Source organism: Aestuariivivens sp. NBU2969 (genome assembly GCF_019931125.1).
GTDB lineage: Bacteria > Bacteroidota > Bacteroidia > Flavobacteriales > Flavobacteriaceae > Aestuariivivens > Aestuariivivens marinum.
In genome coordinates, this window is the sequence record NZ_JAIOUU010000022.1 from 15,312 (window position 1) to 41,634 (window position 26,323).

A 26,323-nucleotide genomic window follows, 5' to 3' on the forward strand; every position below is an offset into this window, starting at 1 on the left:
GTATTATAATTTAAACTTTTCGAAGGATATTCTATACAGTCTACTTGAGCCATTATTGTATCTGTTCAATTCAGCAATTAACTCCTCTATGTTTAAAGGGTCATCTAATAGGATTTTGGTGTTATCGCGTTTACTTGTAAAATATAAAGTATTGGTTTTGGTGTCAACAAATGGGCAATAATCCATTTTACTAGAATTGATAATATCACCCATATTTATAGCTTTACTCCAAAGGGTTTTTGTTTTGTAACTAATATAAAGGTCACCACTCCCATAACTATCTGTTCTATTGTAACTGCCAAAAATTAAATAGGATTCATCTGGAGCTATAAAGGCATTATACTCGTAACCTTCAGAGTTAATACTAGCCGATAATGCTTTGGGTTCAGCATATTGGCCATTATTATATTTACTAAAATAGATGTCATCCTTTCTTTTTATGTTTGTGTCGTCTCTAGTAAAATAAAAGTTTCCGTTTAGGGCAATAGATGGGTAAAATTCACCGTGTTCGGTATTTATAGGGCTTCCCATATTTTTTGGTTCAGACCAATTAGCATTTAAAGATTGACGTTCAACATACCAAATGTCAAAATCCTTAGGTTTGTTGGAGTCAGAAGTCAATGATCGGGTAGACACAAAATAAAGTTTTAGGCCATCAGGTGAAAAACAAGGCTCTAAATCGAAATACTTACCAGAAAAAGAGGCTATTTGAGGATTCCCCCAACTATTACTTTCTTTTTTTAAATGAATAATGGCTGAGAGGTTACCATTAACACTTTGTGCAGTAAGCATAAGCTCATCACCATTAGGTGATATGGTTACATCCCTAACATTAGGAAATTGTTTAACAATATTTGGTAAAAAAGGTTCGACAACGTGTTGTTGAGAAAAACCAATAGCGGATATTATAATTAAGAAAAATGCAAGGAAGAACTTCATAGACTTTAATTTGGTTTACAGTTTAAGGTAGCTAAAGAAGCATTTGTATTGTTTAAAAGAAATGTTAATTAAATATATTAAAAAAGGGGAAAAATTTCCCCTCTTGAATATCGAAACGAGTAAGCCAAAATATTTTTAATCCCTAATAAAATAAAAGCCAAATGTTTCTATATATATTTTCTAAAAATTGTTCGATTAAATGGATTTTGGATAAAAGCATTTCAAACTTACAAAAAATAACCATTTGATATTAAGAGTGTTGCTGTAATTTATTAACAATTTTAACCAAGATTTGGTCAAATCTTTTGGCTAAACGATAATATTCACAATGCTAAAGTTTATTTTTGCATGATGCTGATAAAAAACTATACCAAAGAATTTAAATACAATTGGCAATTGGCAGCCCCAGTTATGTTAGGTATGTTGGGACATACTTTTGTTAGTTTTATTGACAACATTATGGTAGGGCAATTAGGTACAGCAGAATTGGCAGCTGTGTCTTTGGGCAATAGTTTTATGTTTATTGCTATGTCTTTAGGGATTGGTTTTAGTACTGCCATCACGCCTTTAATAGCCGAAGCAGATTCAGCCCAGGATTTTGTAAAAGGAAAATCAGCCTTTAAACATGGCTTATTTTTGTGTACTGTTTTGGGTGTGTTACTTTTTTTATTGGTGTTTTTTGCAAAACCATTGATGTATTTAATGAAACAACCTGATGAAGTGGTTATATTGGCAATGCCATATTTAGATTTAGTGGCATTTTCACTTATACCATTAGTTGTTTTTCAGGCTTTTAAGCAGTTTGGAGATGGTTTGTCAATGACCAAATATCCCATGTATGCCACTATTTTAGCCAATGTGGTGAATGTTTTGTTAAATTATATCTTAATATTCGGAAAGTTAGGTTTTCCTGCATTGGGTATTGTTGGAGCGGCTTATGGTACTTTGGCTTCAAGGTTTATTATGGTGGGGTACCTTTGGTACTTGTTAAAAGGAAAGGATAAATCCAAAGCATTTGTTACCAATATTAAGTTTTTTGTTTTAAGTAAAAGGATGCTGCAAAAAATAATTAACCTTGGAGCCCCTAGCTCTATGCAAATGTTTTTTGAGGTAGCTATTTTTACTGCTGCTATTTGGCTAAGTGGTTTATTGGGAAAGAATCCTCAAGCAGCAAACCAAATTGCATTAAATCTATCATCGATGACTTTCATGGTGGCTATGGGACTAAGTGTAGCATCCATGATTCGTGTTGGTAACCAAAAAGGACTTAAAGCATTTTATGAATTAAGACGAATTGCATTTTCCCTTTTCTTAATGGGAACCTTATTTGCTGTGTGCTTCGCTATTATTTTCTTTGCATTCCATAATCAATTACCAAAACTTTATGTCGATTTTGATGATGTTAAGAATCTAAATGATAATACAGAAGTAATCGCTATAGCCTCAAAATTATTAATTGCTGCTTCAATTTTTCAAATAAGTGATAGTATCCAAGTTATTGTTTTAGGTGCTTTACGGGGACTGCAAGATGTAAAAATACCAACTATAATCACTTTTATATCGTATTGGTTGGTAGGGTTTCCAATAAGTTGGTTTTTTGGAAAAGAAGAGGCTTATGGTAGTTTTGGTATATGGTTGGGCTTACTTGCAGGCTTAACTACTGCAGCTATTTTATTGTATATTAGGTTTAATTATTTGACTAAAAAGTTAATTTTGTCAAACAACTAAATAAGAATAGATTATGATTTTACCAAAATTCATATTAGGTGATAATTCAGAATATCCCAATGCTATTTATGTGATTCATACAGAGTTTCCAAGGTTCATAATTAATCTTGAAGATGATGATGTGGAATGGTTTGAGGATTTTGATGCCGAAGACCAAAAGGAGCTAGAAATAGAAACAGAAAATGCTATCCGGTTGGCGACTCAATTTTATGACCGAGAAATAGCGAAATACGAAGAATAATCTATCAAAAATGTTGGACAAAATTCTGCAATACGATAACGAACTCTTTTTATATTTAAATACTTTAGGATCGGAACCATGGGATGGTTTATGGCTGACCATAACAAACAAGTTGTTTTTTGGGCCTGTGTTAGGGCTAATACTTTTTTATTTTTTATATAAAAAATTTGGGTTTAAGTCTGTGGTTTTTTTAGTATTTGTACTTGCCTTAATTATAACCTTTACAGACCAATCTACTAATTTGTTTAAGCGTGTTTTTGAACGTACTCGCCCCTGTAGAACAGAAGGCGTGATGGAACATATGAGGTTTATAGCGGTGCGTTGCGGTTTATACGGTTTTTTCTCTGGGCATGCCTCTAACTCTATGGCGGTAGCTATATTTGGTGGATTATTGCTTAAGCCATATTATAAATGGATTATTTATGTGCTAGTGGGTATTAGTTGTATTGTTGCTTATAGTAGAATTTATGTAGGCGTACATTATCCGTTGGATATTGTCTGTGGGTTAATATTTGGGGCTATATCTGGATACCTGTTCCATAAATTGGCAAAATATTTGTTAAAACGCTTTCAACTTTATAACCCCGAACCAGTATGAATATTTTAATTACTGGGGCAGCAGGCTTTATAGGATCCCATGCAGCTGAAGCTTTAAAAGCTTTGGGACATGAGGTTGTTGGTGTAGATAATTTTTCACCTCATTATGATGTGGGTTTAAAGAAATTGAATGAAAGGAGCTTAAATTCAGTTGGTATTTCGATCATCAATAAAAATTTAAATGATGAAGATTTAGCTGAAACTTTACCCAAAGAGATTGATTATATTTTTCACTTTGCAGCCCAACCTGGAATTTCTACTCATTCTACATTTCAGGATTATTTGCAGAATAATGTGCTGGCGACAAAACATTTAATAGACTATGCTCTTGGTTTGCCAAATTTAAAGCTACTGGTTAATATAGGAACTTCCTCTGTTTATGGTCTGGAAGCCACATTTGATGAAGATGCAATACCTAAACCTGCTTCTTTTTATGGAGTAACAAAATTAGCAGCTGAACAATTAGTGCTTCAGCAAAGTAGAGAAAAAAAGCTAAGAACCTGTTCGCTGAGGTTATATTCGGTAATAGGCCCTCGGGAACGCCCTGAAAAAATGTTTACCAAGTTAATTGATTCCGGAATAAAAGGCACTTCCTTTCCTTTATTCGAAGGCAGTGATAAACATTTAAGGAGCTTTACCTATGTGGGTGATATTGTTGAAGGTATAGTTAGTGTTATATATAAAACATCTGTTATAGATGGGGAAATCATTAATTTGGGAACAGATAAAGAATATACCACTAAGCAAGGCATTGAAGCAGTAAAGAGTATTTTGGGTAAACCTATTCACCTAAATGTGATACCAAAGCGCCCGGGTGATCAATTTCGTACTAAGGCTGTTATAGAAAAAGCTAGAAAATTATTGGATTATAACCCGAAAACAACATTGATGGAGGCTGTAAAACATCAGATTGAATGGTATAAATCAAGTGTTCTAAAGAGATAATAAATAATCTGCAGCAGCAAAAGGAGTGGTTTTATTCTGTTCGACTAGAACTAATTGTTTTTCGAGCTCTTTTTTTACTTTATCTGAATTAAAGAAATTAGACTTTAACTCGGATTCAATGGTCTGGATCAGCCAAAACTTATTTTGTTGGTATCGTTTTTTATCGAAGAAGTTATTATTTGTTGTGATTTGTTTATATTCTAGAATAAGTTTCCAAATCGTATCAATGCCTTCATTTTGTAAGGCACTACAAGTCGTTACTTTAGGTTGCCAACCTGAAGTTTTTTCAGGATATAAATGAAGCGCTCTATTAAATTCAACCTGAGCTAGTTTTGCACGTTTTAAGTTATCACCATCCGATTTATTAATGGCAATGGCATCAGCCATTTCAATGATACCGCGTTTTAAACCTTGTAATTCGTCACCCGCACCGGCAAGTTTTAACAATAGAAAAAAATCAACCATACTATGTACGGCTGTTTCACTTTGTCCAACACCAACGGTTTCAATAATTATGACATTAAAGCCAGCTGCTTCACAAAGTATAATAGATTCTCTTGTTTTTCTGGCTACACCACCTAAGGTATCACCAGAGGCTGATGGTCTTACATAAGCATTTTTGTCTTTCACCAAGGTTTCCATTCGGGTTTTATCGCCTAATATACTACCTTTGGATATGGCACTAGAGGGGTCTACTGCCAAAACAGCAACTCTTTTTCCCTGGGATGTTAGGTGTTTTCCTAAAGCCTCAATAAAAGTACTTTTACCTACACCCGGCACTCCAGTAATTCCAATCCTAATGGATTTGTTTGCATGAGGTAAACATGTTTTTATAATTAGTCTAGCTTGCTCTGAATGATTCGGATTTTTACTTTCAATAAGAGTGATGGCCCTGCTTAAAGAAGATATGTTTTTAATTAAAATACCATTGATTATAGTATCTGTGTCTAAAATGTTTTTACGTTTATTTTTAAAGGAGACAATAGAAGCTGTATTGGTTATTCCTGTTTCAGAAATGCCTTTGTTTTCTTTTAAAGTCTTTGGTTTTTTCTTAGTCACCTACTAAACGATTGATTCACTAATTTACAATTTTTAGCTTTATATCTATAAAAAAGCACAAATGTTTAGTAGTCTTATGACTATTGTAACTTTAAGTGAACTATTATAATGAACAAGTGATTTATAAAATGGTTTTTCTAAAGACTGCTAATGTAAATAGCCAACTTATTTTAGCGGGACTTCGATTTTTACATTATCCCAAGCCATGGTTAAAAAAAGATTGTCTGTTGAATTATCGAAAGCTATTGTAAATTGTTCAACTACATGATCTAATTTTTTCACTGGAACCAAAACCTTAACTACATCAAAATTCGGTTCTCTAAGGGGTTTTAGTGTGGTATGGTCTACGCCCCATTCATATTGTTTGGCATTAAAAATAACCTGCCATGCTGTATCGTTGGGGATAGTCCACAAGGTATATTTACCAGCCTCAAGTGAATAGTTAACAATTTTTAAGGCTTTATTAGTCTCAAAAGTGGTAGCTTCATTGGCCCCAGTACGCCAAACTTCATTGTAAGGAACAAGGGCCCCAAAAATTTCTCGACCACGTTTTGAAGGTCTGTTATAAAATACTTCAAGTTTTAAATCATCAACTTTAAAGCTCACTGTTTTTTTTGGACTCTTTGGCTTTTGAAAGCCATCATTGAGATAAGAATAAACGAAAACTCCAAGGGCAACAATGAATAGTATTGCCATTAACTGTTTTAAAAAAGTATTCATAAATATAGCAATTTTTGGGATGTAAAGATACTTTAATTAGGTGCAATCTATAAAATGCTAACGCATATTTATTTAGATTTGTTACCCTTATAAATAAAAAAATATGGTGTGTTTGCAACATATTTATTTTTGTATCGTCCTTTAATATGAACTAGCTTAAACCAAAATGTAGACCAAAGTATGTTTCAAGTTGACATTATTGAAAAATGTAAACAAAACAATCGTAAGGCACAACTGCAGTTATACAACCAGTACTGCGATGGTATGTATATTGTTGCCATGCGTTTTTTGAAAAATACAAATGATGCTGAAGATGTTGTTCAAGAAGCTTTTATTAAGGCTTTTACAAAACTGAACCAGTATAAAGCAGAGGTTACTTTTGGAGCTTGGTTAAAACGTATTGTCGTTAATAAGAGTATTGATTTCCTGAAATCCAAAAAACAACGTTTAGTTGAACTGGAAGAAGTGCACTTAAAGGTTGTCGATACTGTTGATGATGACAAATGGTTAGTAGACGATGCAATTACACTAGATGAAGTAAAAGTGGCAATTGGTAAGTTGCCAGATAAATATAGGTATGTTGTTATGCTATATTTAATTGAAGGGTACGATCATCAAGAGATTTCAGAAATACTAAATATTTCTGAGGTGTCATCGCGAACTCAATTATCTAGAGGAAAATCTAAATTAAAAGAATTGTTAACACTAAATGAAAATGGCACAGGATATTAGAGAATTATTTAAGAATGAAAAGTTTTCGAGCGAAAAAATGCCAGTGAACCATCAGGAACGGTTTCTTAAAAAATTAGATGAAGCATTGCCGCAAGCTAAGCGTCAATCGTTTAGATGGTACAATATTGCAGCTAGTGTTGTAGTGCTTTTAGGTTTAAGCTATGGTGCATTTAATTATATAAATATTAATGATCTAAATATTAATGATGAATCCAATGGAACAGAGACTGTGGTTGCTAAAACCAAGACACTTGGTGATGTGTCGCCAGGGTTAAAGAAGGTAGAGGATTACTATTTGGCTAGCATCAATTTAGAACTTTCAAAAATTAAATACACCCCAGAAACCAAAGAGGTTTTCGATGGTTACATTACCCAACTCGACGAACTCAATAAGGAGTACGAGCGTTTGTCTTTAGAGTTGACTAAAGCAGGTCCCACCGAGCTAACCATTAATGCCTTAATAGATAATTTAAAACTTCGTTTAAACCTATTGTATCGATTAAAAGAACAATTAAAGGAATTAACACAAGCTGAATTACAATCACAAACAGCTTAAAACATCAATCAAACAATGAAACAGTCAATTATAAAATTAAAATTATTTATACTAAGTTGTTTTGTTTTCGCAACACTAACAGCACAAGAAAAACTAACTAAGATATCGCAATCTGTAAAAGTAGATAAAGATGTTACCATCGATTTAAATACGAGCTATTGTAATATCGAATTTGATACCTGGAATAAAAATACCGTTGAAATAGAAGCTTATATAGAAGGTGATGGCTTAAGCAAGGAAGAATTAGAAGAAGCTTTAAAAAATTGGGAGGTAGATGTTGATGCTTCTACATCTCTGATAACTGTAAACACAAGGGGGTATGCACCAGTAGCTTGGGTGCATAACTTGGATCTTAGAGATATAGAAGGTTTAGATGTTGTTCTGGAGGAGTTGAAGTTTGAATTGGCAGATTTGCCAGAGCTGGATTTTGACTTTGTGTTTCATGAAATACCTCAAATGCCTTTGGCACCAGAAATACCAGAAATACCGGAGTTTCCAGAATTGCCAGAGCTTCCAGAAGGCGTTAAAAGTATTAAATTCGATTACAATGCCTATAAAAAAGATGGAGACAAGTATTTAGAAGAATATACTAAGGAATTTGAGTCTAAATTTGGGAAGAAATTTGCAAAAGAGATGGAAACCTGGGGTGAAAAATTTGGAAAGGAATGGGAGGAAAAATATGCTAAACAAATGGCGGATTGGAGTGAAAAATTTGAGGAGCGATATGGAAAACAAATGGAAGCTTGGGGAGAGCGTTTTGCAGCCCAGATGGAACGACGAGCCGAACGTATGGAAGCCATGGCAGAACGTGAAGATAAAATGAGGGAAGAGCACGAAAGAGCTCGTGAAAAGCATATGTTGGAACGCGAAAAGTTAAGTGAAAAGCGTGAAAAACTAGCTGATAAAAGACGTGTAATTGTGGAGCGTTTGGTTAACCGTGAAGCTCACTCTAAGGTAAAGAAAACTATAAAGATAAAAATGCCAAAAGGTGCTAAGCTCAAGCTTAATGTAAAGCATGGTGAATTAAAGTTGGCAGCGAGTACTAATAATTTAAAAGCTGATTTAGCCTATACTAAGTTTGTAGCACAAAGCATTAATGGAAGTTCTACTTCCATTAATGCTACACATTCACCTGTTCATGTTGTCCAATGGAACGTGGGGGAACTTACTTTAAATTATGTAGAGAAAGCTAATCTGGAACAGGTTGGGCAGTTGGTGCTTACGGCAAATTCCTCCAATATTAAAATTGATAATTTGCTCGGAAATGCTATAATAAATGAAAGTATTGGAGATTTAAAAATTTTAAGGATAGATGATGCCTTTACCAATTTAAATGCCATATTGCATAATACCCAAGCGGTTATCGTACTACCTAAAGCAGCTCATAACCTTCAGTTTAAAGGAAATCTTACCCGGCTTAGTCACCCCAATAAAACAGCAAAGGATAATACCGCTTCTTTTTCAACGGGAGATTTAAGCTCGGACAAAAGTATTGTTGTTAATGCCAAATACAGTAATGTAACTATGCGATAGATTCATTAGTTTTGGGAAAATATCCTATATGGACTCAAGCCGTTTTTTAAAGTGCCTTTCCAACATTAGTACAAAACCACTTCATGTTTTAGATGCTTCTAAATCCTATTCAAAATATATCCCATTAGATTTATCGGCAAATAGTGCCCAATTCAGTTCATTTTATTTTTCATCTTCTGAAAAATTAGGAAATTATATAGGAACTTTTATAAAAATGCATAAGGCTTTTGCCGCTTATGGCGGTTATTTGGAAAAACGAACTATTTATAAACGTAGTACGCATTTTAATACATTAAATCTAGACAACTCAGAACGTAATATCCATTTAGGAATCGATTTTTGGTGTCCTGTGAATACAGCTGTTTATACTCCATTGAAAGCAACAGTGCACAGTTTTTGTAATAATAGCAATTATGGCGATTATGGACCAACCATTATTTTGAAACATACCCTTTTCGAGTTTGAATTCTATACTTTGTATGGCCATTTAAGTTTGTCTTCTATAAAACATCTAAAAGTAGGGCAAGTGTTTAAGGCAGGAGATCAAATAGGCTCTTTAGGAAGTATGGGCGAAAATGGGGATTATCCACCACATTTGCATTTTCAAATCATAAAGAACCTTCAAGGGTGGGTTGGAGATTATCCAGGAGTATGCAATATCAAGGATTTAAGTTTTTTTAAATCCAATTGTCCAGATCCTAATTTGTTGTTGAAGATAAACTGTAGCGTAAAAGATAAAATATAGATATAACATGCTAAAACTAGTTTATAAAGGTTTTGTCTTTGGTTATTATCAATTTAATACAAGTTTTATTCTTTTTTCCCTTTAACAACAATCGATAATTCTATATCATCGTTGATATACTTTTCGCCTAAATTATCAAAAAAAGATTTTGAACCGTATTTTACATTCCACTTAGAGCGATCTATAGAAAACGTTTCACTTTCAACTTTAACCGAATCATCTGTATGAAGTACCGACACAGTAAAGGTTACATTGTTCGTTGTGTCTTTTAAGGTTAAATTTCCTGAGAGTAATGTTTTATTATTGACTTTTTCAAAATCAGTAATTTTAAAAGTAGCAATGGGATATTTTTGAACATCAAAAAAATCGGTACTTTTTAAATGTTTTTCCAACCGGGCATTAGCTTCAGAATCTTTAAGCGAGGCTATATCAATAGTAAAGGTTCCACTTTCAATTTTACCATCATTTATGGTTAATTCGCCATGACTAAAATTTATAGTACCTGTATGTGAACCTGTAGGTTTATAGCCAGACCAGATAATAGTAGATTCTTCTGTGGAAACTATAAATTTATTTGAAGTTTCTTTTGCTAAATTAACAGTTTCTGCTTCTTTGGTTTCTGCTTCCTTGACTTTATCACGACAACTGGTTATTGTAAAAGTTAAGACAATAATCATTAACACAAAAGGGAGTTTGTTTTTCATAATCAATGTTTTTTTATGAGTCAACAATTTATTTAAATTATTAACAAAAGTCAAGTTTTATAAATTTAGAGTGCTTTAATAAAATAGGATGTTAAAAATTAACACGAAAACTAATATTTGGTGTAATACCTAGCGATTGATTTTCAACCATCCTGTAAGTGTTATCATCATTTAAAACATAATAGGCGTTTATAACATTTTTTTTATTGAGAACATTCCATATAGAAGCACCAATATTGGCTTTGGTATTTTCTGAAATTACAAATGCATAGGAAACAGAACAATCAGTACGTAAATAATCGTTTAAGTTACTGTTGTTAGGTGCTTCGTAATTAATTTCCTTCGAGGTTGAACTATCGGTCACATCTATTGGGTTTGTTATTGGTTTGCCTGTATGCCAATTAATTCCTAAAGCTAGTTTAAGGTCGTTATAGGTATAAACACCTCCAAAGGTCAAAGCATGCCTAATATCAGCATTGTTAGGGAAGGCTTCGCCATCATTTAAAGTTGAAAACAGGTAGTTATTTTTACTATAGGTGTAGCTTAACCACGTACTGAAAATAGTATTAAATTGTTTGTTGATTAATAGGTCTAAGCCCTTAATTTTATAACTACCGGTATCGTAAACAAACTGATATTGATTTTGAAAACCTTGACTTCTACTTGTTATACCATCTACTTTTTTAATATAAGCTTCAGAACTAATTAATAGTTTGTTTTTATTAAAATGCAATCCTAAAGAGCCTTGTTTGCTTTTTATAATAGGAACAGGAAAGAGATTTACTCCATTAATGCTAGTAACTCCAGTATTGTTGTTGGACAATACCCAACGCCTTTTTTCTATGCCTAAAAAATCATTTTGCAAATCAATGATCTGGGAGGTGGTCTGACTTTTTAATTCACCCAAAATTTCAAGTCTAAAATAGTCTAAAAACCGTTGACTGAAACTTAAGCGGGGCTCTATTAAAAGAGTGTTAAACTTGTCTAAGTAATTTAACCTTGTCCCCAATTTCAAATTGGTTTTGGCACTATTGGATAAAAATGCTCCTTCAATGTATAGGGAATGGGTTCTATTAACTTCTTTTATATAACTTTTAAAATCGGGGTTATTAACATCTTCCAAATTACTTATGCCAACTTCTGTGAATTGATAGCCAATATTAAACTTAAAATTTTGATTATGCCTGTAATTTATATCCAATTTTATTGAACCATCATATACTTCATTTTCCTGTATTAAGCGTTGATTGTTAATGAGATCAAAATTAGTGGCATCTAAATCATAATTGGAAACATATATTTGGGTGCTGGTTGATAAATCGTCGTTCCAATCTCTTGTATAAGTTAGTCCAATAGCTGAGTTGCGCTGCGTGAGTTGGCTATTCAAGACTTCATTGCGGTCATTTGTGGTTAATTGTTCGTCGTAGTTTAAATCATTGAACACATTGAAAAAATGAAATCTTACTTTATCTTTTTGAGTAATATCGTAAAGGAACTTAGCTGTGATATCATAGAAATAAAACGATTCATTTTGTGATATAAAATCATCATTTTCCTTAGCCTTATTAAAATCTGAATCCTGAAATATACGTTTGGAATATTGTTCGAATGTTGCCGTGTTAATCATATCAGTTATTGACCTTCGGGTGGATAGTTGTAGTTCGGTATTGTGCGATAACGGTATTTTGGCAAAGCCGTCGGCATTAATTAAGTTAAAGCCTAAACCTGCATTAAAAGTATTGTCGATAGTATTGGATAACTGCATGTCTATAATACTTGAAATGCCATCGCCATATTTTGCCGGTGTACCATTTTTGGAAACCTTAACAGATTTAGTAGTATATGGGTTAAAAGCTGAAATCAAGCCAAAGAAATGTCCCGATTGATACATTTTTATACCGTCCCAGAGTATTAGGTTTTGGTCGTGAGTACCACCTCTTACATTAATGTTCGATACGGTTTCATCCACACTCAAAACTCCAGGGAGTGCCTGAATGGTCTGTAGCACATCGGGTTCAATCAATCCAGGAAGCATACCGAAAGATTCAGGTTTTAAGGTAATACTACCATCATTTAGTTTGGTTAAACCAGAAGTTAGGTAATTTACAACAACGACCTCTTCTAGCTGTTGAGTGCTGAAATCATGACTGTTAAGGGTCTTTTTCTTGGTAATAACAATAAAGCGATTGTCTAGCAATTTGAAATTCAAATCGGTTTGGATGCTTATGAAATTTATAGCATCGGTAAGGGTTATTATGTTTTCAGGTAGTTCTAATGAAATGTCTTCTATGGTTTCATCAGCATAAGAAAAACTTACGTTGTAAAGGGTTTCTAGTACATTCAAAACGGAAGCAAGGCTAAGCTTTTCTTTTTGAACGTTTTGGGCAGTAATGCAAAAAGTGTTCAAAAAAAATAAGGCAATAATAACATTAAGTAAACCTTTTTTACTCACGTTTTAAAATAATAGTATTATTTTCTTTACTGTACGTTAAGTGTAAAGGCAAGGAAATTGCCTGCAAAGCAATGTCTATGTTATCGTGCGAAAAGCTACCGGTAAACAACTGTGAACTATCTATTCCCAAGAGTGTAAAATCGACACCATATTGCCTTTCGAATTCAGATACGACGGCTTTAAAAGGAATACTTTTAAATTGACTTTCGTTATTTAGCCACGAAGGTGTTGAGCGGTTTTCTTTTTCTTTAGCAATTAGTTTCCCATCTATAATTAAAAAGCTGTCTCCAGGTTTTAATTTAGTTTCATAAGCATTATGGGTAACCCCAACTAAACCTTCGTAGCAAATAACCTCGAAATAATTGTCGCGTTGCTTTACATTAAATTCTGTACCATATACGGTTACGGTTCCAGACTCTGTAATTACATTAAATGTAGATCCTTTAGATACTTTAAAAAAAGCCTCACCTTCCAGTGTTACATCACGTTCTTTTTTCCAATCTTTTTTATTAAATACCAATGTCGATTTCGCATTAAGTGATACATTTGACGCATCAGGTAGTTGTATAATCGTTTTTTGGGCAACATCGGTAGTATATGTTGTGTCTACCATAGTACTATAATAATAGACACTTAAACAAATGGCAAGAATTGCAGCTACACGCATAAAGGGTTTTATCCAATGCCTCGTTACCTGTGTTTTTTTAGTTCTAATGGAAGATAATACCTTTTCTAACTCGCTACTAGTATCATAATTATCAGCCTTAAAGCCTTTTAGGTTTTTGTTTAACCTTTCTAAATCGTCATAATCTTCAAGGGTTTTAAAGGCTTGAAGTTCTTGATCGTTTAGGTCGTTATTTAACCATTTTAATATGAGTTTTTCTCTGTCCATCATTTCTGTATTCAACTATATAACAATTAGTTTTTATTTTCTCCTACCCTGTTTTGAAAAAAAATCAGGCTCTATGTTTCAAGTTTCAATATATAGGTTTGGTTTATTAAGGTAAAATTAAAGTCAAAAACTACAACTCCTTAATCTCCTTTCTTAATTTATCCAATGCGCCATAAATTCGTTTTTCAACTGCTTTGGTAGAAATATCCAATAGTTCTGCTATTTCCTTAAAACGTTTGCCTTCTATTCGGTTCATTAAAAAAGCCACCCGTTGAGGTTCGGTTAAATTAGATAGCGCACGTTGCAGTTTGTCATTGTACTCTTGTTCCTGCATTAAAAACTCAGGGTTTTCATTGGTATGCATTTTAGGTTTGGCCTGTTGATGTTTTAAAACCACTTTTTGATGTGCTACTTCATTCAGCATTAAATTGTTGGCCGTTGTAAAAACAAAACTTTTGGCTTTATCTGGCCTTACTTTTGCACAGTTTTGCCAAAGCTTCACAAAAGCTTCCTGTACTTTGTCCTTTGGATTTAATCGGTCACCAAACTTGTAATATAGAAAATCATGTAGGTCTTTAGAATATTTATTAAATATGGAAGAAAAAAGATGTTCTTCACAAATATTGTCATGTAGCTGTTTTGTCATTGGTTTTGGTAGTTGGTGCCTCTAAAATAATGCTTTTTGGAATTTAGCTTTTACAATTTTTAAATTTTTTTAGGGGTAGAGGGTAGGAGTTTTTATAGTTATCCTGTTTTATCATCAAAACGCTATGTTGAACCCTAAATTAAAAATCATGAAAGCGAAATTAAAAACCTTAATCCTACTACCTTTTTTTGCCCTCTTACTATTTACATCTTGTCAGGATGAAATCGTAGACATTACACCTCCCAATGAAGCAGAGGCCTTAGTCGCCAATTCAAATTTAACTGCTATGGTTAGTGCCACCTCAAAACGGGATGGTTCTAAAGACAATATTATTGATAGAGCCAGTTGTTTGTCTGTAGAACTTCCTGTAACCGTGGTAGTGAACAATTTGGAAATTATTGTTGATTCTGAAGAAGACTTCAAAACCATTGAAGCCATTTTTGACAAATTTGAAGACGACGATGATCGATTGGAAATTATATTCCCAATAACTATCATTACCGAAGATCATGAGGAGATTGTTATTGAAAATAAAACCCACCTAGAAGAGCTAGTGGCTAAATGTAAAGGTGAAAATGAAGATGATGATGATATTGAGTGTATTGATTTCAAATATCCAATTTCATTTTCTTTATACAATGCTAACTTTCAGGTTATAGATGTTGTTACGGTTGAAAATGATTTTCAATTGTATCGTTTTATTAAACGTGTAATAGATAAAGAAGTTTTAGCTAGTTTAAATTTTCCAGTTACTATGATATTGGCCGACGGTTCAGAAATAATCGTTAATAACAATTTTGAATTGGAAACAGCAATTGAAGATGCTAAGGATACGTGTGATGAGGATGATGATAACGATTATGGTGATGACGATTTCACTAAAGAACGTTTGGATAATTTATTAATGACTTGCCCATGGGTAGTTCATGACTTTGATAGAAATGAAGAGAATTTAGATGACAAATACCGTGAGTACGTAGTTGTTTTCAAGGAAGATAATGTCGTAAAAGTACGTGCTAGAAATGGAGATGTATTAACAGGAACTTGGACAACCCGAATTGGAGACCACGGTGCATTAATTAAATTGGAGTTCGACACCCTAGTAGACTTTACCTTAGAATGGATTGTTTATGACTTAGAATACGGAAGGATTAAATTGTACCAAGTTGGAGGCAATAGGATTATTTTAAAGAAGAATTGCGATATTGCTTTCGATGTTACCAAAGAGCGTATACTAAATTACTTGCAGGAATGTTTATGGCGAGTAACACGTTTAAGTGTTGATGGGGTGGATAATGAAAAGGATTATATAGGTACGCCTTTAAAATTCTTTCCAGATAATGTGGTTAAAATACGTGTGAATGGTGAGTTTGTTCAAGGGACTTATAATGTATTAGCTTTTAATGCTGGATTCGTACTTCAAATTCAATTGGAAGGCAGGCCAAACTTACAGTTAGAGTGGTTAATAACCTTCCTGGAACCTGGTTTAATTAAACTGGAAAGTCTTGGTAATTTAGATAATAAAATGGTGTTGGAAAGACATTGTCCAAATACAGATGACGATCTAAATTATGTCGATGACGTATTAATTAGTAGCGATTGGGAAGTAACTAGGTACTTTATTGCTGAAGGGGAATTGGAAAAAGACGATACGTTTTTTATGTACACACTAAGTTTTTTTGAGACTGGTAGAGTAAAAGTTACTGATCCTAATAATGGTACTTTTTCAGGCTCTTGGTTGTCCTATAGAAAAGAAGGGTTAAGACTTGGTTTGTATTTTGGAGATAATGAACCGTTTAATGTTTTAAACCATAGATGGAAAATAGTGGAGATTGATGAAACTAGGATAGAATTAAAAGATCTGGACTCTAATGGAAATATAGAACGTATTCTAGTTCTTGAAAAGAAAATATAATTGAAAAAGAGAATTATGTTTTGGTTAAAAAAAAGGAAAACTTGTCATATCGGTTTTATAGGTTAGTTAGCTAAGTAATCCTTTTTGAGGCTGTCAAATTGTAAAATTGACAGCCTTTTTTATTTATAGAATAGCGTTTCAATAATAGGTTACAAATCATTAACTTTGCACTTCTTAAAATTTAAGTAACATTATGTTTAATAATTTAAGCGATAAATTAGATAAAGCCCTACACGTTCTTAAAGGCCATGGAAGTATTACGGAAGTTAATGTAGCGGAAACTTTAAAGGAAGTAAGGCGTGCCTTGTTAGATGCCGATGTTAACTTTAAAATAGCTAAAGAGTTCACCAATAAAGTTAAAGAGAAAGCACTTGGTCAAAATGTGTTGACAACGCTTCAGCCAGGACAATTAATGGTAAAAATTGTCAAGGATGAATTAACCGAACTCATGGGTGGTGATGCTGAAGGGCTTAATCTTTCGGGAACACCAAGTGTTATTCTAATGTCAGGTTTGCAAGGATCTGGTAAAACGACTTTTTCTGGTAAGCTTGCCAATTATCTCAAAAACAAAAAAACAAAGAAACCTTTATTGGTGGCTTGTGATGTTTATCGTCCAGCAGCGATTGATCAATTACATGTAGTAGGTGATCAAATTAATGTAGAAGTTTATAGTGATAAAGGCAATAATGATCCTGTAGCTATTGCAAAGGCAGGTATTGCCCATGCTAAAGCAAATGGGTTTAATGTGGTCATTATAGATACTGCTGGTCGTTTGGCGGTAGATGAGGTGATGATGAATGAAATATCGAATATCCACAAAGCCATTCAACCACAAGAAACCCTTTTTGTAGTAGATTCAATGACTGGTCAGGATGCGGTTAATACAGCCAAAGCATTCAATGATATATTGAATTTTGATGGTGTTATCTTAACCAAATTAGATGGTGATACGAGAGGTGGAGCGGCAATATCCATAAAGTCTGTGGTTAATAAACCAATTAAGTTTATTGGTACAGGTGAAAAAATGGAAGCTATTGATGTGTTCCATCCGTCACGTATGGCAGACCGTATTTTGGGAATGGGAGATGTTGTTTCGTTGGTAGAACGGGCCCAAGAACAGTTCGATGAGCAAGAAGCAAGAAAGCTTCAAAAGAAAATTGCTAAAAATCAGTTTGGCTTCGACGATTTCTTAAAGCAGATTCAGCAAATTAAGAAGATGGGTAACATGAAGGACCTTATTGCCATGATACCCGGTGCAGGAAAAATGATGAAGGATATCGATATAGATGATGATGCTTTTAAAGGTATTGAGGCAATTATTTACTCCATGACTCCAAAAGAGCGTGCCAATCCATCAATTTTAAATGCTAGTAGAAAGAAACGTATTGGGAAGGGATCTGGAACTTCGGTTCAAGAAGTTAACCAGTTATTAAATCAATTCAACCAAATGAGCAAAATGATGAAGATGATGCAAGGTGGAGGCGGTAAAAAAATGATGCAAATGATGCAGAATATGCGCTAGGTTTTAAGCTAAAGATTAGCTGCCATTTGTAATTAAATTCACTAATAACCAACATTAAATGATCATTCTAGACGGTAAAAAAATTAGTAACGACATTAAAGATGAAATAGCTAAGGAAGTTAGTTTAATCAAATCAAAAGGTGAAAAAGCACCTCACTTAGCTGCAGTGCTCGTAGGAACCGATGGTGCTAGTATGACTTATGTGGGTGCCAAGGTAAAAGCTTGTGAACGTGTTGGTTTTCAATCTACTTTAATCGATTTGCCTGAAGAAACTTCAGAAGAGGTATTGCTTAGCAAAATACATGAGCTAAATACTAATGATGATATTGATGGTTTTATAGTACAGTTGCCTTTGCCCAAGCATATTGACGAACAAAAAGTATTGATGGCTATTGACCCTGAAAAAGATGTCGATGGTTTTCATCCCGTAAATGTAGGTAGAATGGCATTAGATTTACCTTGTTTTTTGCCAGCAACTCCTTTTGGTATTTTAGAGCTTATTGAACGTTATGGTATTGAGACTTCTGGTAAAAATTTAGTTGTAATGGGAAGAAGCCATATTGTAGGTCGTCCCATGAGTATATTAATGAGTCAAAAGCGAAGTGCTGGAGATGCTACTGTCACCCTAGTTCACAGTCGAACAAAAAATTTATCTGAAATCACCAGTAAAGCTGATATTATAGTTGCTGCGATAGGCATTTCAGAATTTTTGACAGGAGATATGGTTAAAGAAGGTGTTGTGGTTATAGATGTTGGTATCACCAGAGTACCAGATGCTTCTAAGAAAAATGGGTTTAGGCTTGCGGGAGATGTGCATTTTGAAAGTGTTAGTAAAAAAGCCAGTTATATCACACCTGTACCTGGAGGTGTGGGCCCTATGACTATTGCTATGTTACTTAAAAATACGTTGTTGGCACGTACAAGACGTTTGTAATTAACCCAAAATAGATTAAATTGCAATATGCATTTTAACCTATTTAGCTTTATAGAATTACAGACCCGGGTTGCTATTGGTAGTTTGCAGCACATAATTCCAGTGGTTTTGGTTACCCTTTTTGCTGTTTTTTTTATTCGGTATGCAAAACATAAGTTAAACGAATCCCAGCAAATTAAATACATTCATTATTTGGCTTGCTCTGTAAGTTTAACGGTTTTTGTATTTCATTTATACTACTTTTTGTTTGGGGATTACAGTATTGTTACCGATTTACCTTTGTATTTATGTAGTTTAATGGCTTTGTTCATTCCATTTTTTACTTATTACAGAAAATATTGGATGTTCGAAATTTTGTTATTTTGGATTATTGGAGGAACTTTACAAGGGGTTATAACACCAGATATAGCAATAGGATTTCCTTCCTTTGATTATTTTAGGTTTTGGGCAGTGCATTTAGGCGTTTTAATTGTTATTTTTTATGCCATTTTTGTTTTTCAAATGCGACCTAAATTGCCTAGTGTCTTTAAATCGTACTTTGCCTTGCAGGCATATGTATTTGTTATGATTCTTATTAATTATGCATTAAAATCAAATTATTTTTATTTGATTGAAAAGCCAGAAGCAGCCTCGCTATTAGATTATTTTGGTGATTGGCCTTATTATATTATAGTAGTTCAAATTATATTGATCCCTTATTTTTTTCTTATTTACTTGCCATTTTATTTAGCAAATAAAAAGAAAAGGGAACAGGCATTATTTGGCGAATAGTTGATTGATGTCCTTAAATGCCTTAAATTCTAATGCGTTTCCTGAAGGATCATAAAAAAACATGGTGGCTTGTTCTCCTGCTAAACCTTTAAATCGTATATAAGGCTCAATAACAAATTCAATGTTTTTTTGTTTTAAATCTTCAGCTAAACCATGAAAGGTTTTCCAAGATAAAACAACTCCAAAATGAGGTACGGGAACTTCTTTTCCGTCTACAGGGTTGGTGTACAAACTGGAATTGTCTTGTTTTGGTTTGTAATGAATGACCAATTGGTGCCCAAAAAAATTAAAGTCAACCCATAAATTACTGCTTCTGCCTTCAACACATCCAAGAGTTTCCCGGTAAAAAACTCGACAGGTTTCTAAGTTGTGAACTGGAATGGCCAAGTGGAACGGATTGATGTTATTTGCCATGATGATTTCTTAAAGAAGGTTTCCCTTTATTGGTTTTGGTCGATTTAGTCAATAGTTTGTTTAATTCGGTAAACTCCTCTTTAGTTAACTCTCTATATCTTCCCAAAGGTATATCTAATTTGATATTCATGATACGTACGCGTTTTAAGGTTTGTACCTCATAACTTAAGTATTCACACATACGACGGATTTGCCTGTTTAGCCCCTGTGTAAGTATTATTTTAAAGGTAAACTTATCCATTTTTTTAACCTTACAAGGTTGTGTGGTTTGTCCCAAATCCTTTAAGTAAATACCTCTAGACATATGTTCAATGAAGGTTTGGGATATGGGTTTATCCACCTTAACAATATATTCTTTTTCATGGTTGTTATTGGCTCGAAGAATTTTATTTACAACATCTCCGTCATCTGTCAATAAAATTAAACCTTCACTGGGTTTATCTAATCTACCTATAGGGAAGATACGCTTGTGGTAGTTAATAAAATCAATAATATTATCTTTTTCCACTCTTGTATCTGTAGTGCATACGATACCAACAGGCTTGTTAAATGCAAGATACACGAATTCTTTTTTAGTGTTTCCAACTTCAGTACCATCAACGGCAACAATATCCTCTAATGTTAATTTTGTTCCTTTTTCAGGAATGTTTCCATTTACTGTTACGCGGCCAGCTTCAATAAGCTTATCGGCTTCACGACGAGAGCAATAGCCTATTTCACTTAAAAACTTATTAATACGTTTTAATTCTTCTTGCATACCACAAAAATACAATAACTAATTGGAGATAAACTCTAAAATGTGATTGTCAACATTTTCAGATTTTAAACTATGGTCTAGATTGTTTGTTGTTATAAGTTTTGCATTGGTGTAGCTGACTTGGTAGTCTAAGGCATCTTTATATGGAATGATATTATCCTTGTCATCATGAATAATCAAACCTTTGGATGTAATGTCCTTTGAAAATTTTGAAGCTTCGAAATAAGCAGAACGATGCCCATGTTTTTTTAAAAAGAACTCATCAATGTGTTTTACCAAAATATTATGGTATCCCATCATGTTTACATAGCGTTCAAATATATCCTTGAAATTAGATGGTGCACCAAGTAATACGATACGTTCCAAATGGGGGAATTGATATTTGTATTGAAAAAAAATCGTTGCCATACCTCCAACAGAATGTCCAATAATAGTTTTTACCTTGAACTTTTTTGCTACGAGATGTATGCATTCCGAATAGTCTAAGGTGTTAAAGTACTTCCCGCCCGATTTACCATGTGCTGGTGCATCTATGGCAACAATGTTATAACTTTTTTGTTTCAGTTTTTCAATTAGATCTTTCCATCGAAAGGCATTACTTTCCCAGCCATGAACCAATAGAATAGTATCCTTTTTACCAAGCCATCTATAGGTCATTATAGAGAAATCTTTATAGACCACCTCTTCTTGAAAAGCTGTATTTAAAAAATCTTTTCCTTCAGGAATGTGTTTCCCTTTTAGCGGTGTAGAAAATAATTTAATGGCTATTTTAACAGCATATCTTGGACTAATAAGAGCTATGGTATTTATAAAAAAACCGATGAGTTTGACTAAAACTATTTTCAAATGTTTAAATTTATTAATGTTCGTTTCTTGTACTGATATCTATTCTGTTTTTATGGCTGTGCTTCAATTACTCTCGGCATGGGCATGTAATATCCAAATCATCATTTCGTTTTATGATAAAATTAAATATCGGTATTTCATTCAACTTCCCTGTTAACCAAATCCATGGAAAAGGCGGGAACACAAATGGCAAGATATTCACATGCTTCATCAAAAGGATTTGAATATTGAACGCGCGTGTTTTTTTCAATTTTAATAGATTGACCAGCTTTTAATACAACTGTATCTTTTTCTATTATGAATTTTTTTTTACCCTTTATTACAAAAGTATACTCGTCAAATTCTGGAGTTTGAAATGGTTCGCTCCACCCACCAGGAACGGTCATGTGTGCAATACTTATTTGCGTATTACCGTCACTAACCAGGCCGAAATGTTCCTTTATGGCCTTACCATCGTTTGTAGGCACAATAAAGGGGTTGTCTTGAATTTTATATTTTTTCATTTTAATCTTTTAAAGGTTTACGCTTTATCATGCCCCCTTTAATATCTTTTACAATGCCCATCACTAAAAAAGCATGTTTGTCTATTTTGTCGATTTCGGTTTTTAGTTTAGGTATTTCAAGGCGTGTAACAACGGTGTATATTATGTTTTTCTCTTTTGATGCTCCATTTTTACCAAAACCACCTTTACCAGAATAAATAGTACAAGCCCTTTGCAATTTTTCGGTAATCATCATCCTAAGTTGTTCATGTTTTTCAGAAATAATGGTAATACCAACATACTCTTCAACACCATCTACTACAAAATCCACGGTTTTTGCAGCAGCTAAATAGGTAAGAATGGCATACAATGCAACTTCAATTGACAAAATATAAGCGCCAAAGGAAAATATAATGATATTAATAAGCAAAAGCACATCGCCAACGGTAAGGGACAGCTTTCTACTTAAGTAAATGGCTAAAACCTCAGTGCCATCAATAACGCTTCCACCTCGCATTGACATACCTATACCTAGACCCAAAAAAAAGCCTCCAAAAACTGCTATAAGTAGTTTGTCTTCTGTAACTGTTGGATAATCGATATAATGAACTACCAAGGCCAAAAGAATGATAGCAACGATACTGCGAACAGCAAATTTTAGGTTGATGGTTTTAGAGGCTAGGAATATAAAAGGCAGGTTAATGAGTACAAGTAAGGTTTCTAAATTAAGAGTAGTAATATTTTCTAATAATAAAGAAATACCTGTTGCTCCACCATCTATAAAGCGGTTTGGTAGTAAAAATCCTTTAAGGCCAAAGCCTGCAGAAAAGACACCAATTGCTATAAATATATATTTTTTTATGGTATGCGATAATTCTACCTGTAGATTTCTTACCAATGGTACAATTTCCCTTTTTCTAACAGGTTGGTTAGGGTGTTTGTGCTCTAGTTTTTTTCTAGCAATGTCTATTAGTAATTTGGAAAGAAGAGGGTTCATTACGTCTTAGTTATTATTCCAATTAATAAAAAAGTATTTAATTTTTGCACCGTCCGGAATATGTATGGCTTCAATGGTTAAGTTCCTGTCAAAACGAAGGTTGGCAGGAAGTTCTTTTTTATCAATGGTAAATGATGCGTTAATTTCATTTACAGATACCACAACAGAATTTATTAGGTTATTGATCCGGCTTATTTTGTAAGCGTTATTAATATCCTTAAAGGTACTTAAAATAGATATGTTCTCATTGGTTTTATAGCGGGCATCCATAATTTGAACACTACTAATCACCGAGGTAGAATCCCCAAGTTTTCTTGGTGAAAGTACGAGAAGCTTTTTACCAGTTTTATCATGGACATCAATGGTATTGATATTGCCTGAAAAGGCTTTGCCGCTTTCAAATTTTGATATCGAGTCATTAGGAAAAATAATTTTTAAATCTTTTACTTGTGTGGAATCGTTTAATAGCCCTACATGGTGTTTGTCAATTTCAAATGGATTTTGTTCTTGTTTGCAACTGCTAAGGCAAATAGCTAGAACAGCAAGGCTTAAAAAAAATAGTTTGTTCATTAATTTTAGTGTTATAAACAGGTTTATGATAATTAATTTTTCATCAATTTGGTTAAAATACCAAACACGCTTCTTATAAAAGTAGCACTGGTAAGTACTTTAACTATTGGGTTCATTCTAGTACTTCGGTGTCTTGTTGCTGATGTGTGTTTTTTGGTTTCTGCTTTTTTAAGGGCTTCGCGCTCTTGTTTTGCTTTTTCTTTGGCCTGATCGGCTTCGGCACGTTCTATTTTTGCATTTAAAAGTTCGTAAGCACTTTCCCGGTCTATGGTTTCATTATATTTTTTAGCCAGTTTAGATTTATAAAGTAAGCTACTTAACTCGGTTTTGGTCAATACATCCATTCTACTCATGGGTGCACGCATCATAGTAGCAGCAAGGGGTGTGGGGCGCCCTTTTTCATTTAAGGTAGATACTAAAGCCTCGCCAATACCAAGTGAGGTTAGTACTTCGGTGGTATCGTAGTATTCAGAATCGGGATAGTTTTGTGCTGTAAGCTTTATGGCTTTTCTATCATTGGCCGTAAAGGCACGAAGTGCATGCTGAATTTTCAGTCCTAACTGTCCCAAAACAGCTTCGGGAACATCGGTTGGATTTTGGGTCACAAAATAAAGTCCAACGCCTTTACTACGTATTAATTTTACGATACTTTCAATTTGATTTAACAAAGGTTTGGAGGCCTCATCGAATATTAAATGTGCTTCATCTATAAACATAATAAGCTCCGGCCTGTCACTATCACCTTGTTCTGGAAACGTGGAATAGATTTCTGCCAATAAACTTAACATGAAGGTTGAAAATAGTTTGGGGCGGTCCTGGATATCGGTAAGCCTAATGATATTGATGTAACCTCTACCATCTTCATCAATTCGTAATAGATCTTCAACTTCAAACGACGTTTCACCAAAAAACAAATCGGCACCTTGTTGCTCCAATTCTATAATTTTTCTTAGAATAGCACCCGTAGAAGCTGGGGAAATTCTACCATAGGCTTTGGTAAATTCTTCCTTGCCTTCGTTGGTGGCATAATGCAATATTTTTTTAAAATCCTTTAAATCCAATACGGGCAATTTGTTGTCGTCACAATATTGAAACAGCACGGCAACAACACCAGATTGTGTATCCGATAAATCCAGAATCCTTGAAAGCAATACAGGGCCAAATTCACTAACGGTAGCCCTTAACCGTACACCATCTTGTTCAGAAAGGGTTAAGATTTCAACAGGAAAACTTTTCGCTTCAAAAGGTAAACCTATTTTTTCATGACGTTCGTCAATTTTAGGATGCCCTAAACTGGGTTGAGCCAATCCGCTTAAATCGCCTTTAATATCCATCAGCAAGACAGGAATTCCCTTATCGCTTAAATTCTCTGCCAAAATCTGTAGCGATTTTGTTTTTCCTGTTCCTGTAGCACCGGCAATTAAGCCATGGCGATTCATGGTTTTTAAAGGAATTTTTACATGGGCACCTGTAACGGTTTCGCCATCTAACATGGCGGCTCCTATGGGAATAAAATCACCTTTGGTTGTATTGCCATCGGTTATGTGTTTATAAAAGGCATCCTTCTTGTCCATGAATAGGAAATTTTGATAAAAATAACCATTCTCGGTTAAATCTTGTAACCAAGATATGTAAAACTTTGAACAATTAAACCGTAAACCGCTATCTTTGCAGCCTTATGGAAAAAGAAATAAAGCAGTTGGTAGATCAAGGTAAAATGCTGCCTTTAATGGAGGCGTTTTACACCATCCAAGGGGAAGGTTACCATAAAGGTACGGCGGCGTACTTTATACGTGTTGGAGGCTGTGATGTGGGCTGTCATTGGTGCGATGTAAAAGAAAGCTGGAATGCCGATTTGCATCCGCCAACAGAAACAGTTAGGATTGTTGAAAATGCGAAAACCTATAGCGATACTATTGTTGTTACTGGAGGGGAACCCTTAATGTGGGATATGGAACCTTTAACGTCCCAGCTTAAAACTGCAGGATTGCAGGTCCATATAGAAACTTCTGGCGCTTATAAATTGACGGGGACTTGGGATTGGATATGTTTATCGCCAAAAAAGCTAAAACCACCAACTCAGGAAGTTTATGAAAAAGCCAATGAACTTAAGGTTATTGTTTATAACAAGGATGATTTTCGCTTTGCTGAAGAACAAGCGGCCAAGGTTAATGACAACTGTATCCTGTATTTACAACCCGAATGGAGTAAGCGTGATAAGGTGATTCCGGAAATTGTGGATTACGTCATGAAACACCCTAAGTGGAAAGTGTCCTTACAAACCCATAAGTATTTAAATATTCCTTAAAGTACCATTTTTTATATACTGCCTTTTGGATAGTGTCAATTTTGGATACTATCGTTTTTTAATTCAGTTCTTTGTTAAGGTATGTATTTGTTTTTTTAAGTTTTCTATAAACTTTGCCACTTGCCTTTCATAATAATGCCCATTGTACTGAATATAGTATCCCAACTCGTTAATTACTAATACTCCAAAACAAGATTTTTTTCTGTTAAAGAAATTATTTAAAAAAATTGAGTTATTAATTTAAAATCCGTATTTTAATGCTTTAAAACATTAAGATATGGAACAATATGAAGGTAAAAATATACTAAACTTTGTAAA

27 protein-coding genes are annotated in these 26,323 nt (G+C 33.9%); 13 read left to right on the forward strand and 14 right to left on the reverse strand.

Translation table 11 applies throughout. The features are described 5' to 3' along the window. Positions 1 to 3: 3 nt before the first annotated feature. Positions 4 to 939 (reverse strand): hypothetical protein, encoded by a 936-nt coding sequence (locus K7G79_RS12670; protein ID WP_223551966.1) that lies wholly within the window; start codon positions 937 to 939, stop codon positions 4 to 6. A gap of 351 nt (positions 940 to 1,290) precedes the next feature. On the opposite strand from K7G79_RS12670, the gene K7G79_RS12675 reads away from it, so the two are divergent. From K7G79_RS12675 to K7G79_RS12690, 4 genes are read left to right on the forward strand one after another with little or no spacing between them, the layout of a single operon-like run. After that, the gene (locus K7G79_RS12675) at positions 1,291 to 2,667 is read left to right on the forward strand and encodes an MATE family efflux transporter (protein WP_223551992.1); all 1,377 of its coding nucleotides are present in this window, start codon (positions 1,291 to 1,293) and stop codon (positions 2,665 to 2,667) included. Positions 2,668 to 2,680: 13 nt separating this feature from the next. Further along, positions 2,681 to 2,908 (forward strand): hypothetical protein, encoded by a 228-nt coding sequence (locus tag K7G79_RS12680; protein ID WP_223551967.1) that lies wholly within the window; start codon positions 2,681 to 2,683, stop codon positions 2,906 to 2,908. A gap of 10 nt (positions 2,909 to 2,918) precedes the next feature. Continuing rightward, positions 2,919 to 3,506: a phosphatase PAP2 family protein gene (locus K7G79_RS12685; protein WP_223551968.1), complete on the forward strand. Its 588-nt coding sequence runs from the start codon at positions 2,919 to 2,921 to the stop codon at positions 3,504 to 3,506. After that, positions 3,503 to 4,450 carry an NAD(P)-dependent oxidoreductase gene (locus K7G79_RS12690; RefSeq protein WP_223551969.1) on the forward strand — a complete coding sequence of 316 codons (948 nt, stop codon included), beginning with the start codon at positions 3,503 to 3,505 and terminating at the stop codon, positions 4,448 to 4,450. Before K7G79_RS12685 ends, K7G79_RS12690 begins: the two co-directional genes overlap by 4 nt. On the opposite strand, the gene meaB is transcribed toward K7G79_RS12690, so the two are convergent. After that, positions 4,439 to 5,509, reverse strand: coding sequence for a methylmalonyl Co-A mutase-associated GTPase MeaB (meaB, locus tag K7G79_RS12695; protein ID WP_223551970.1), 1,071 nt, complete (start codon positions 5,507 to 5,509; stop codon positions 4,439 to 4,441). The genes K7G79_RS12690 and meaB overlap by 12 nt on opposite strands. A 165-nt stretch (positions 5,510 to 5,674) precedes the next feature. After that, on the reverse strand, positions 5,675 to 6,229 hold the full coding sequence (locus K7G79_RS12700; protein WP_223551971.1) for a DUF2911 domain-containing protein: 555 nt from the start codon (positions 6,227 to 6,229) through the stop codon (positions 5,675 to 5,677). Positions 6,230 to 6,409: 180 nt separating this feature from the next. On the opposite strand from K7G79_RS12700, the gene K7G79_RS12705 reads away from it, so the two are divergent. From K7G79_RS12705 to K7G79_RS12720, 4 genes are read left to right on the forward strand one after another with little or no spacing between them, the layout of a single operon-like run. Then, entirely contained in the window at positions 6,410 to 6,961 is a 552-nt protein-coding gene (locus K7G79_RS12705; RefSeq protein ID WP_223551972.1) for an RNA polymerase sigma factor, read from the forward strand. Next, positions 6,945 to 7,517: a hypothetical protein gene (locus tag K7G79_RS12710; RefSeq protein WP_223551973.1), complete on the forward strand. Its 573-nt coding sequence runs from the start codon at positions 6,945 to 6,947 to the stop codon at positions 7,515 to 7,517. Before K7G79_RS12705 ends, K7G79_RS12710 begins: the two co-directional genes overlap by 17 nt. Positions 7,518 to 7,532: 15 nt before the next feature. Beyond that, on the forward strand, positions 7,533 to 9,050 hold the full coding sequence (locus K7G79_RS12715; protein WP_223551974.1) for a hypothetical protein: 1,518 nt from the start codon (positions 7,533 to 7,535) through the stop codon (positions 9,048 to 9,050). Between the two features lie 28 nt (positions 9,051 to 9,078). After that, positions 9,079 to 9,795 (forward strand): peptidoglycan DD-metalloendopeptidase family protein, encoded by a 717-nt coding sequence (locus K7G79_RS12720; protein ID WP_223551975.1) that lies wholly within the window; start codon positions 9,079 to 9,081, stop codon positions 9,793 to 9,795. 65 nt (positions 9,796 to 9,860) lie between these two features. Here K7G79_RS12720 and K7G79_RS12725 read toward each other — a convergent pair whose 3' ends face one another. The 4 genes from K7G79_RS12725 to K7G79_RS12740 form a co-directional block, all read right to left on the reverse strand. Next, entirely contained in the window at positions 9,861 to 10,499 is a 639-nt protein-coding gene (locus tag K7G79_RS12725) for a YceI family protein (RefSeq protein ID WP_223551976.1), read from the reverse strand. A gap of 91 nt (positions 10,500 to 10,590) precedes the next feature. Further along, positions 10,591 to 12,951 carry a TonB-dependent receptor plug domain-containing protein gene (locus K7G79_RS12730; protein ID WP_223551977.1) on the reverse strand — a complete coding sequence of 787 codons (2,361 nt, stop codon included), beginning with the start codon at positions 12,949 to 12,951 and terminating at the stop codon, positions 10,591 to 10,593. Next, positions 12,944 to 13,858, reverse strand: coding sequence for a FecR family protein (locus K7G79_RS12735; protein ID WP_223551978.1), 915 nt, complete (start codon positions 13,856 to 13,858; stop codon positions 12,944 to 12,946). Before K7G79_RS12735 ends, K7G79_RS12730 begins: the two co-directional genes overlap by 8 nt. A 115-nt stretch (positions 13,859 to 13,973) precedes the next feature. Beyond that, complete coding sequence (locus tag K7G79_RS12740; protein WP_223551979.1) at positions 13,974 to 14,489, reverse strand: RNA polymerase sigma factor; 516 nt, start codon at positions 14,487 to 14,489, stop codon at positions 13,974 to 13,976. A gap of 148 nt (positions 14,490 to 14,637) precedes the next feature. On the opposite strand from K7G79_RS12740, the gene K7G79_RS12745 reads away from it, so the two are divergent. The 4 genes from K7G79_RS12745 (at position 14,638) to K7G79_RS12760 (ending at position 19,631) form a co-directional block, all read left to right on the forward strand. Then, positions 14,638 to 16,404 (forward strand): hypothetical protein, encoded by a 1,767-nt coding sequence (locus tag K7G79_RS12745; protein WP_223551980.1) that lies wholly within the window; start codon positions 14,638 to 14,640, stop codon positions 16,402 to 16,404. A gap of 193 nt (positions 16,405 to 16,597) precedes the next feature. Beyond that, positions 16,598 to 17,926, forward strand: coding sequence for a signal recognition particle protein (gene ffh, locus K7G79_RS12750; RefSeq protein ID WP_223551981.1), 1,329 nt, complete (start codon positions 16,598 to 16,600; stop codon positions 17,924 to 17,926). Between the two features lie 58 nt (positions 17,927 to 17,984). Then, positions 17,985 to 18,860 (forward strand): bifunctional 5,10-methylenetetrahydrofolate dehydrogenase/5,10-methenyltetrahydrofolate cyclohydrolase, encoded by an 876-nt coding sequence (locus K7G79_RS12755; RefSeq protein ID WP_223551982.1) that lies wholly within the window; start codon positions 17,985 to 17,987, stop codon positions 18,858 to 18,860. 27 nt (positions 18,861 to 18,887) lie between these two features. Continuing rightward, positions 18,888 to 19,631: a TIGR02206 family membrane protein gene (locus K7G79_RS12760; protein ID WP_223551983.1), complete on the forward strand. Its 744-nt coding sequence runs from the start codon at positions 18,888 to 18,890 to the stop codon at positions 19,629 to 19,631. On the opposite strand, the gene K7G79_RS12765 is transcribed toward K7G79_RS12760, so the two are convergent. The 7 genes from K7G79_RS12765 to K7G79_RS12795 form a co-directional block, all read right to left on the reverse strand. Continuing rightward, positions 19,617 to 20,045, reverse strand: coding sequence for a VOC family protein (locus tag K7G79_RS12765; RefSeq protein WP_223551984.1), 429 nt, complete (start codon positions 20,043 to 20,045; stop codon positions 19,617 to 19,619). The two genes, K7G79_RS12760 and K7G79_RS12765, sit on opposite strands and share 15 nt — an antisense overlap. Beyond that, entirely contained in the window at positions 20,035 to 20,802 is a 768-nt protein-coding gene (locus K7G79_RS12770) for a pseudouridine synthase (RefSeq protein WP_223551985.1), read from the reverse strand. The genes K7G79_RS12765 and K7G79_RS12770 overlap by 11 nt, the downstream gene beginning before the upstream one ends. Positions 20,803 to 20,820: 18 nt before the next feature. Then, positions 20,821 to 21,648: an alpha/beta hydrolase gene (locus K7G79_RS12775; RefSeq protein WP_223551986.1), complete on the reverse strand. Its 828-nt coding sequence runs from the start codon at positions 21,646 to 21,648 to the stop codon at positions 20,821 to 20,823. Between the two features lie 137 nt (positions 21,649 to 21,785). Then, on the reverse strand, positions 21,786 to 22,151 hold the full coding sequence (locus K7G79_RS12780) for a cupin domain-containing protein (protein ID WP_223551987.1): 366 nt from the start codon (positions 22,149 to 22,151) through the stop codon (positions 21,786 to 21,788). A gap of 1 nt (position 22,152) precedes the next feature. After that, positions 22,153 to 23,127, reverse strand: a complete 975-nt coding sequence (locus K7G79_RS12785) for a YitT family protein (protein ID WP_223551988.1) — start codon at positions 23,125 to 23,127, stop codon at positions 22,153 to 22,155. Between the two features lie 6 nt (positions 23,128 to 23,133). Continuing rightward, positions 23,134 to 23,697: a hypothetical protein gene (locus tag K7G79_RS12790; RefSeq protein ID WP_223551989.1), complete on the reverse strand. Its 564-nt coding sequence runs from the start codon at positions 23,695 to 23,697 to the stop codon at positions 23,134 to 23,136. 32 nt (positions 23,698 to 23,729) lie between these two features. Beyond that, positions 23,730 to 25,271, reverse strand: a complete 1,542-nt coding sequence (locus K7G79_RS12795; protein ID WP_223551990.1) for a helicase HerA-like domain-containing protein — start codon at positions 25,269 to 25,271, stop codon at positions 23,730 to 23,732. A gap of 104 nt (positions 25,272 to 25,375) precedes the next feature. Between K7G79_RS12795 and K7G79_RS12800 the strand changes: the two genes are divergently transcribed. Then, positions 25,376 to 26,005 (forward strand): 7-carboxy-7-deazaguanine synthase QueE, encoded by a 630-nt coding sequence (locus tag K7G79_RS12800; RefSeq protein WP_223551991.1) that lies wholly within the window; start codon positions 25,376 to 25,378, stop codon positions 26,003 to 26,005. Positions 26,006 to 26,323 lie beyond the last annotated feature (318 nt).

Coding starts and splice junctions, on each gene's coding strand:
- K7G79_RS12675 (WP_223551992.1), top strand. CDS start 1,291: ATGCTGATAAAAAACTATACCAAAGAATTTAAATACAATTGGCAATTG.
- K7G79_RS12710 (WP_223551973.1), top strand. CDS start 6,945: ATGGCACAGGATATTAGAGAATTATTTAAGAATGAAAAGTTTTCGAGC.
- K7G79_RS12720 (WP_223551975.1), top strand. CDS start 9,079: ATGGACTCAAGCCGTTTTTTAAAGTGCCTTTCCAACATTAGTACAAAA.
- K7G79_RS12725 (WP_223551976.1), bottom strand. CDS start 10,499: ATGAAAAACAAACTCCCTTTTGTGTTAATGATTATTGTCTTAACTTTT.
- K7G79_RS12700 (WP_223551971.1), bottom strand. CDS start 6,229: ATGAATACTTTTTTAAAACAGTTAATGGCAATACTATTCATTGTTGCC.
- K7G79_RS12680 (WP_223551967.1), top strand. CDS start 2,681: ATGATTTTACCAAAATTCATATTAGGTGATAATTCAGAATATCCCAAT.
- K7G79_RS12670 (WP_223551966.1), bottom strand. CDS start 939: ATGAAGTTCTTCCTTGCATTTTTCTTAATTATAATATCCGCTATTGGT.
- ffh (WP_223551981.1), top strand. CDS start 16,598: ATGTTTAATAATTTAAGCGATAAATTAGATAAAGCCCTACACGTTCTT.
- K7G79_RS12760 (WP_223551983.1), top strand. CDS start 18,888: ATGCATTTTAACCTATTTAGCTTTATAGAATTACAGACCCGGGTTGCT.
- K7G79_RS12755 (WP_223551982.1), top strand. CDS start 17,985: ATGATCATTCTAGACGGTAAAAAAATTAGTAACGACATTAAAGATGAA.
- K7G79_RS12790 (WP_223551989.1), bottom strand. CDS start 23,697: ATGAACAAACTATTTTTTTTAAGCCTTGCTGTTCTAGCTATTTGCCTT.
- K7G79_RS12800 (WP_223551991.1), top strand. CDS start 25,376: ATGGAAAAAGAAATAAAGCAGTTGGTAGATCAAGGTAAAATGCTGCCT.
- K7G79_RS12740 (WP_223551979.1), bottom strand. CDS start 14,489: ATGACAAAACAGCTACATGACAATATTTGTGAAGAACATCTTTTTTCT.
- K7G79_RS12765 (WP_223551984.1), bottom strand. CDS start 20,045: ATGGCAAATAACATCAATCCGTTCCACTTGGCCATTCCAGTTCACAAC.
- K7G79_RS12785 (WP_223551988.1), bottom strand. CDS start 23,127: ATGAACCCTCTTCTTTCCAAATTACTAATAGACATTGCTAGAAAAAAA.
- K7G79_RS12770 (WP_223551985.1), bottom strand. CDS start 20,802: ATGCAAGAAGAATTAAAACGTATTAATAAGTTTTTAAGTGAAATAGGC.
- K7G79_RS12780 (WP_223551987.1), bottom strand. CDS start 22,151: ATGAAAAAATATAAAATTCAAGACAACCCCTTTATTGTGCCTACAAAC.
- K7G79_RS12705 (WP_223551972.1), top strand. CDS start 6,410: ATGTTTCAAGTTGACATTATTGAAAAATGTAAACAAAACAATCGTAAG.
- K7G79_RS12745 (WP_223551980.1), top strand. CDS start 14,638: ATGAAAGCGAAATTAAAAACCTTAATCCTACTACCTTTTTTTGCCCTC.
- K7G79_RS12690 (WP_223551969.1), top strand. CDS start 3,503: ATGAATATTTTAATTACTGGGGCAGCAGGCTTTATAGGATCCCATGCA.
- K7G79_RS12795 (WP_223551990.1), bottom strand. CDS start 25,271: ATGGACAAGAAGGATGCCTTTTATAAACACATAACCGATGGCAATACA.
- K7G79_RS12715 (WP_223551974.1), top strand. CDS start 7,533: ATGAAACAGTCAATTATAAAATTAAAATTATTTATACTAAGTTGTTTT.
- K7G79_RS12685 (WP_223551968.1), top strand. CDS start 2,919: ATGTTGGACAAAATTCTGCAATACGATAACGAACTCTTTTTATATTTA.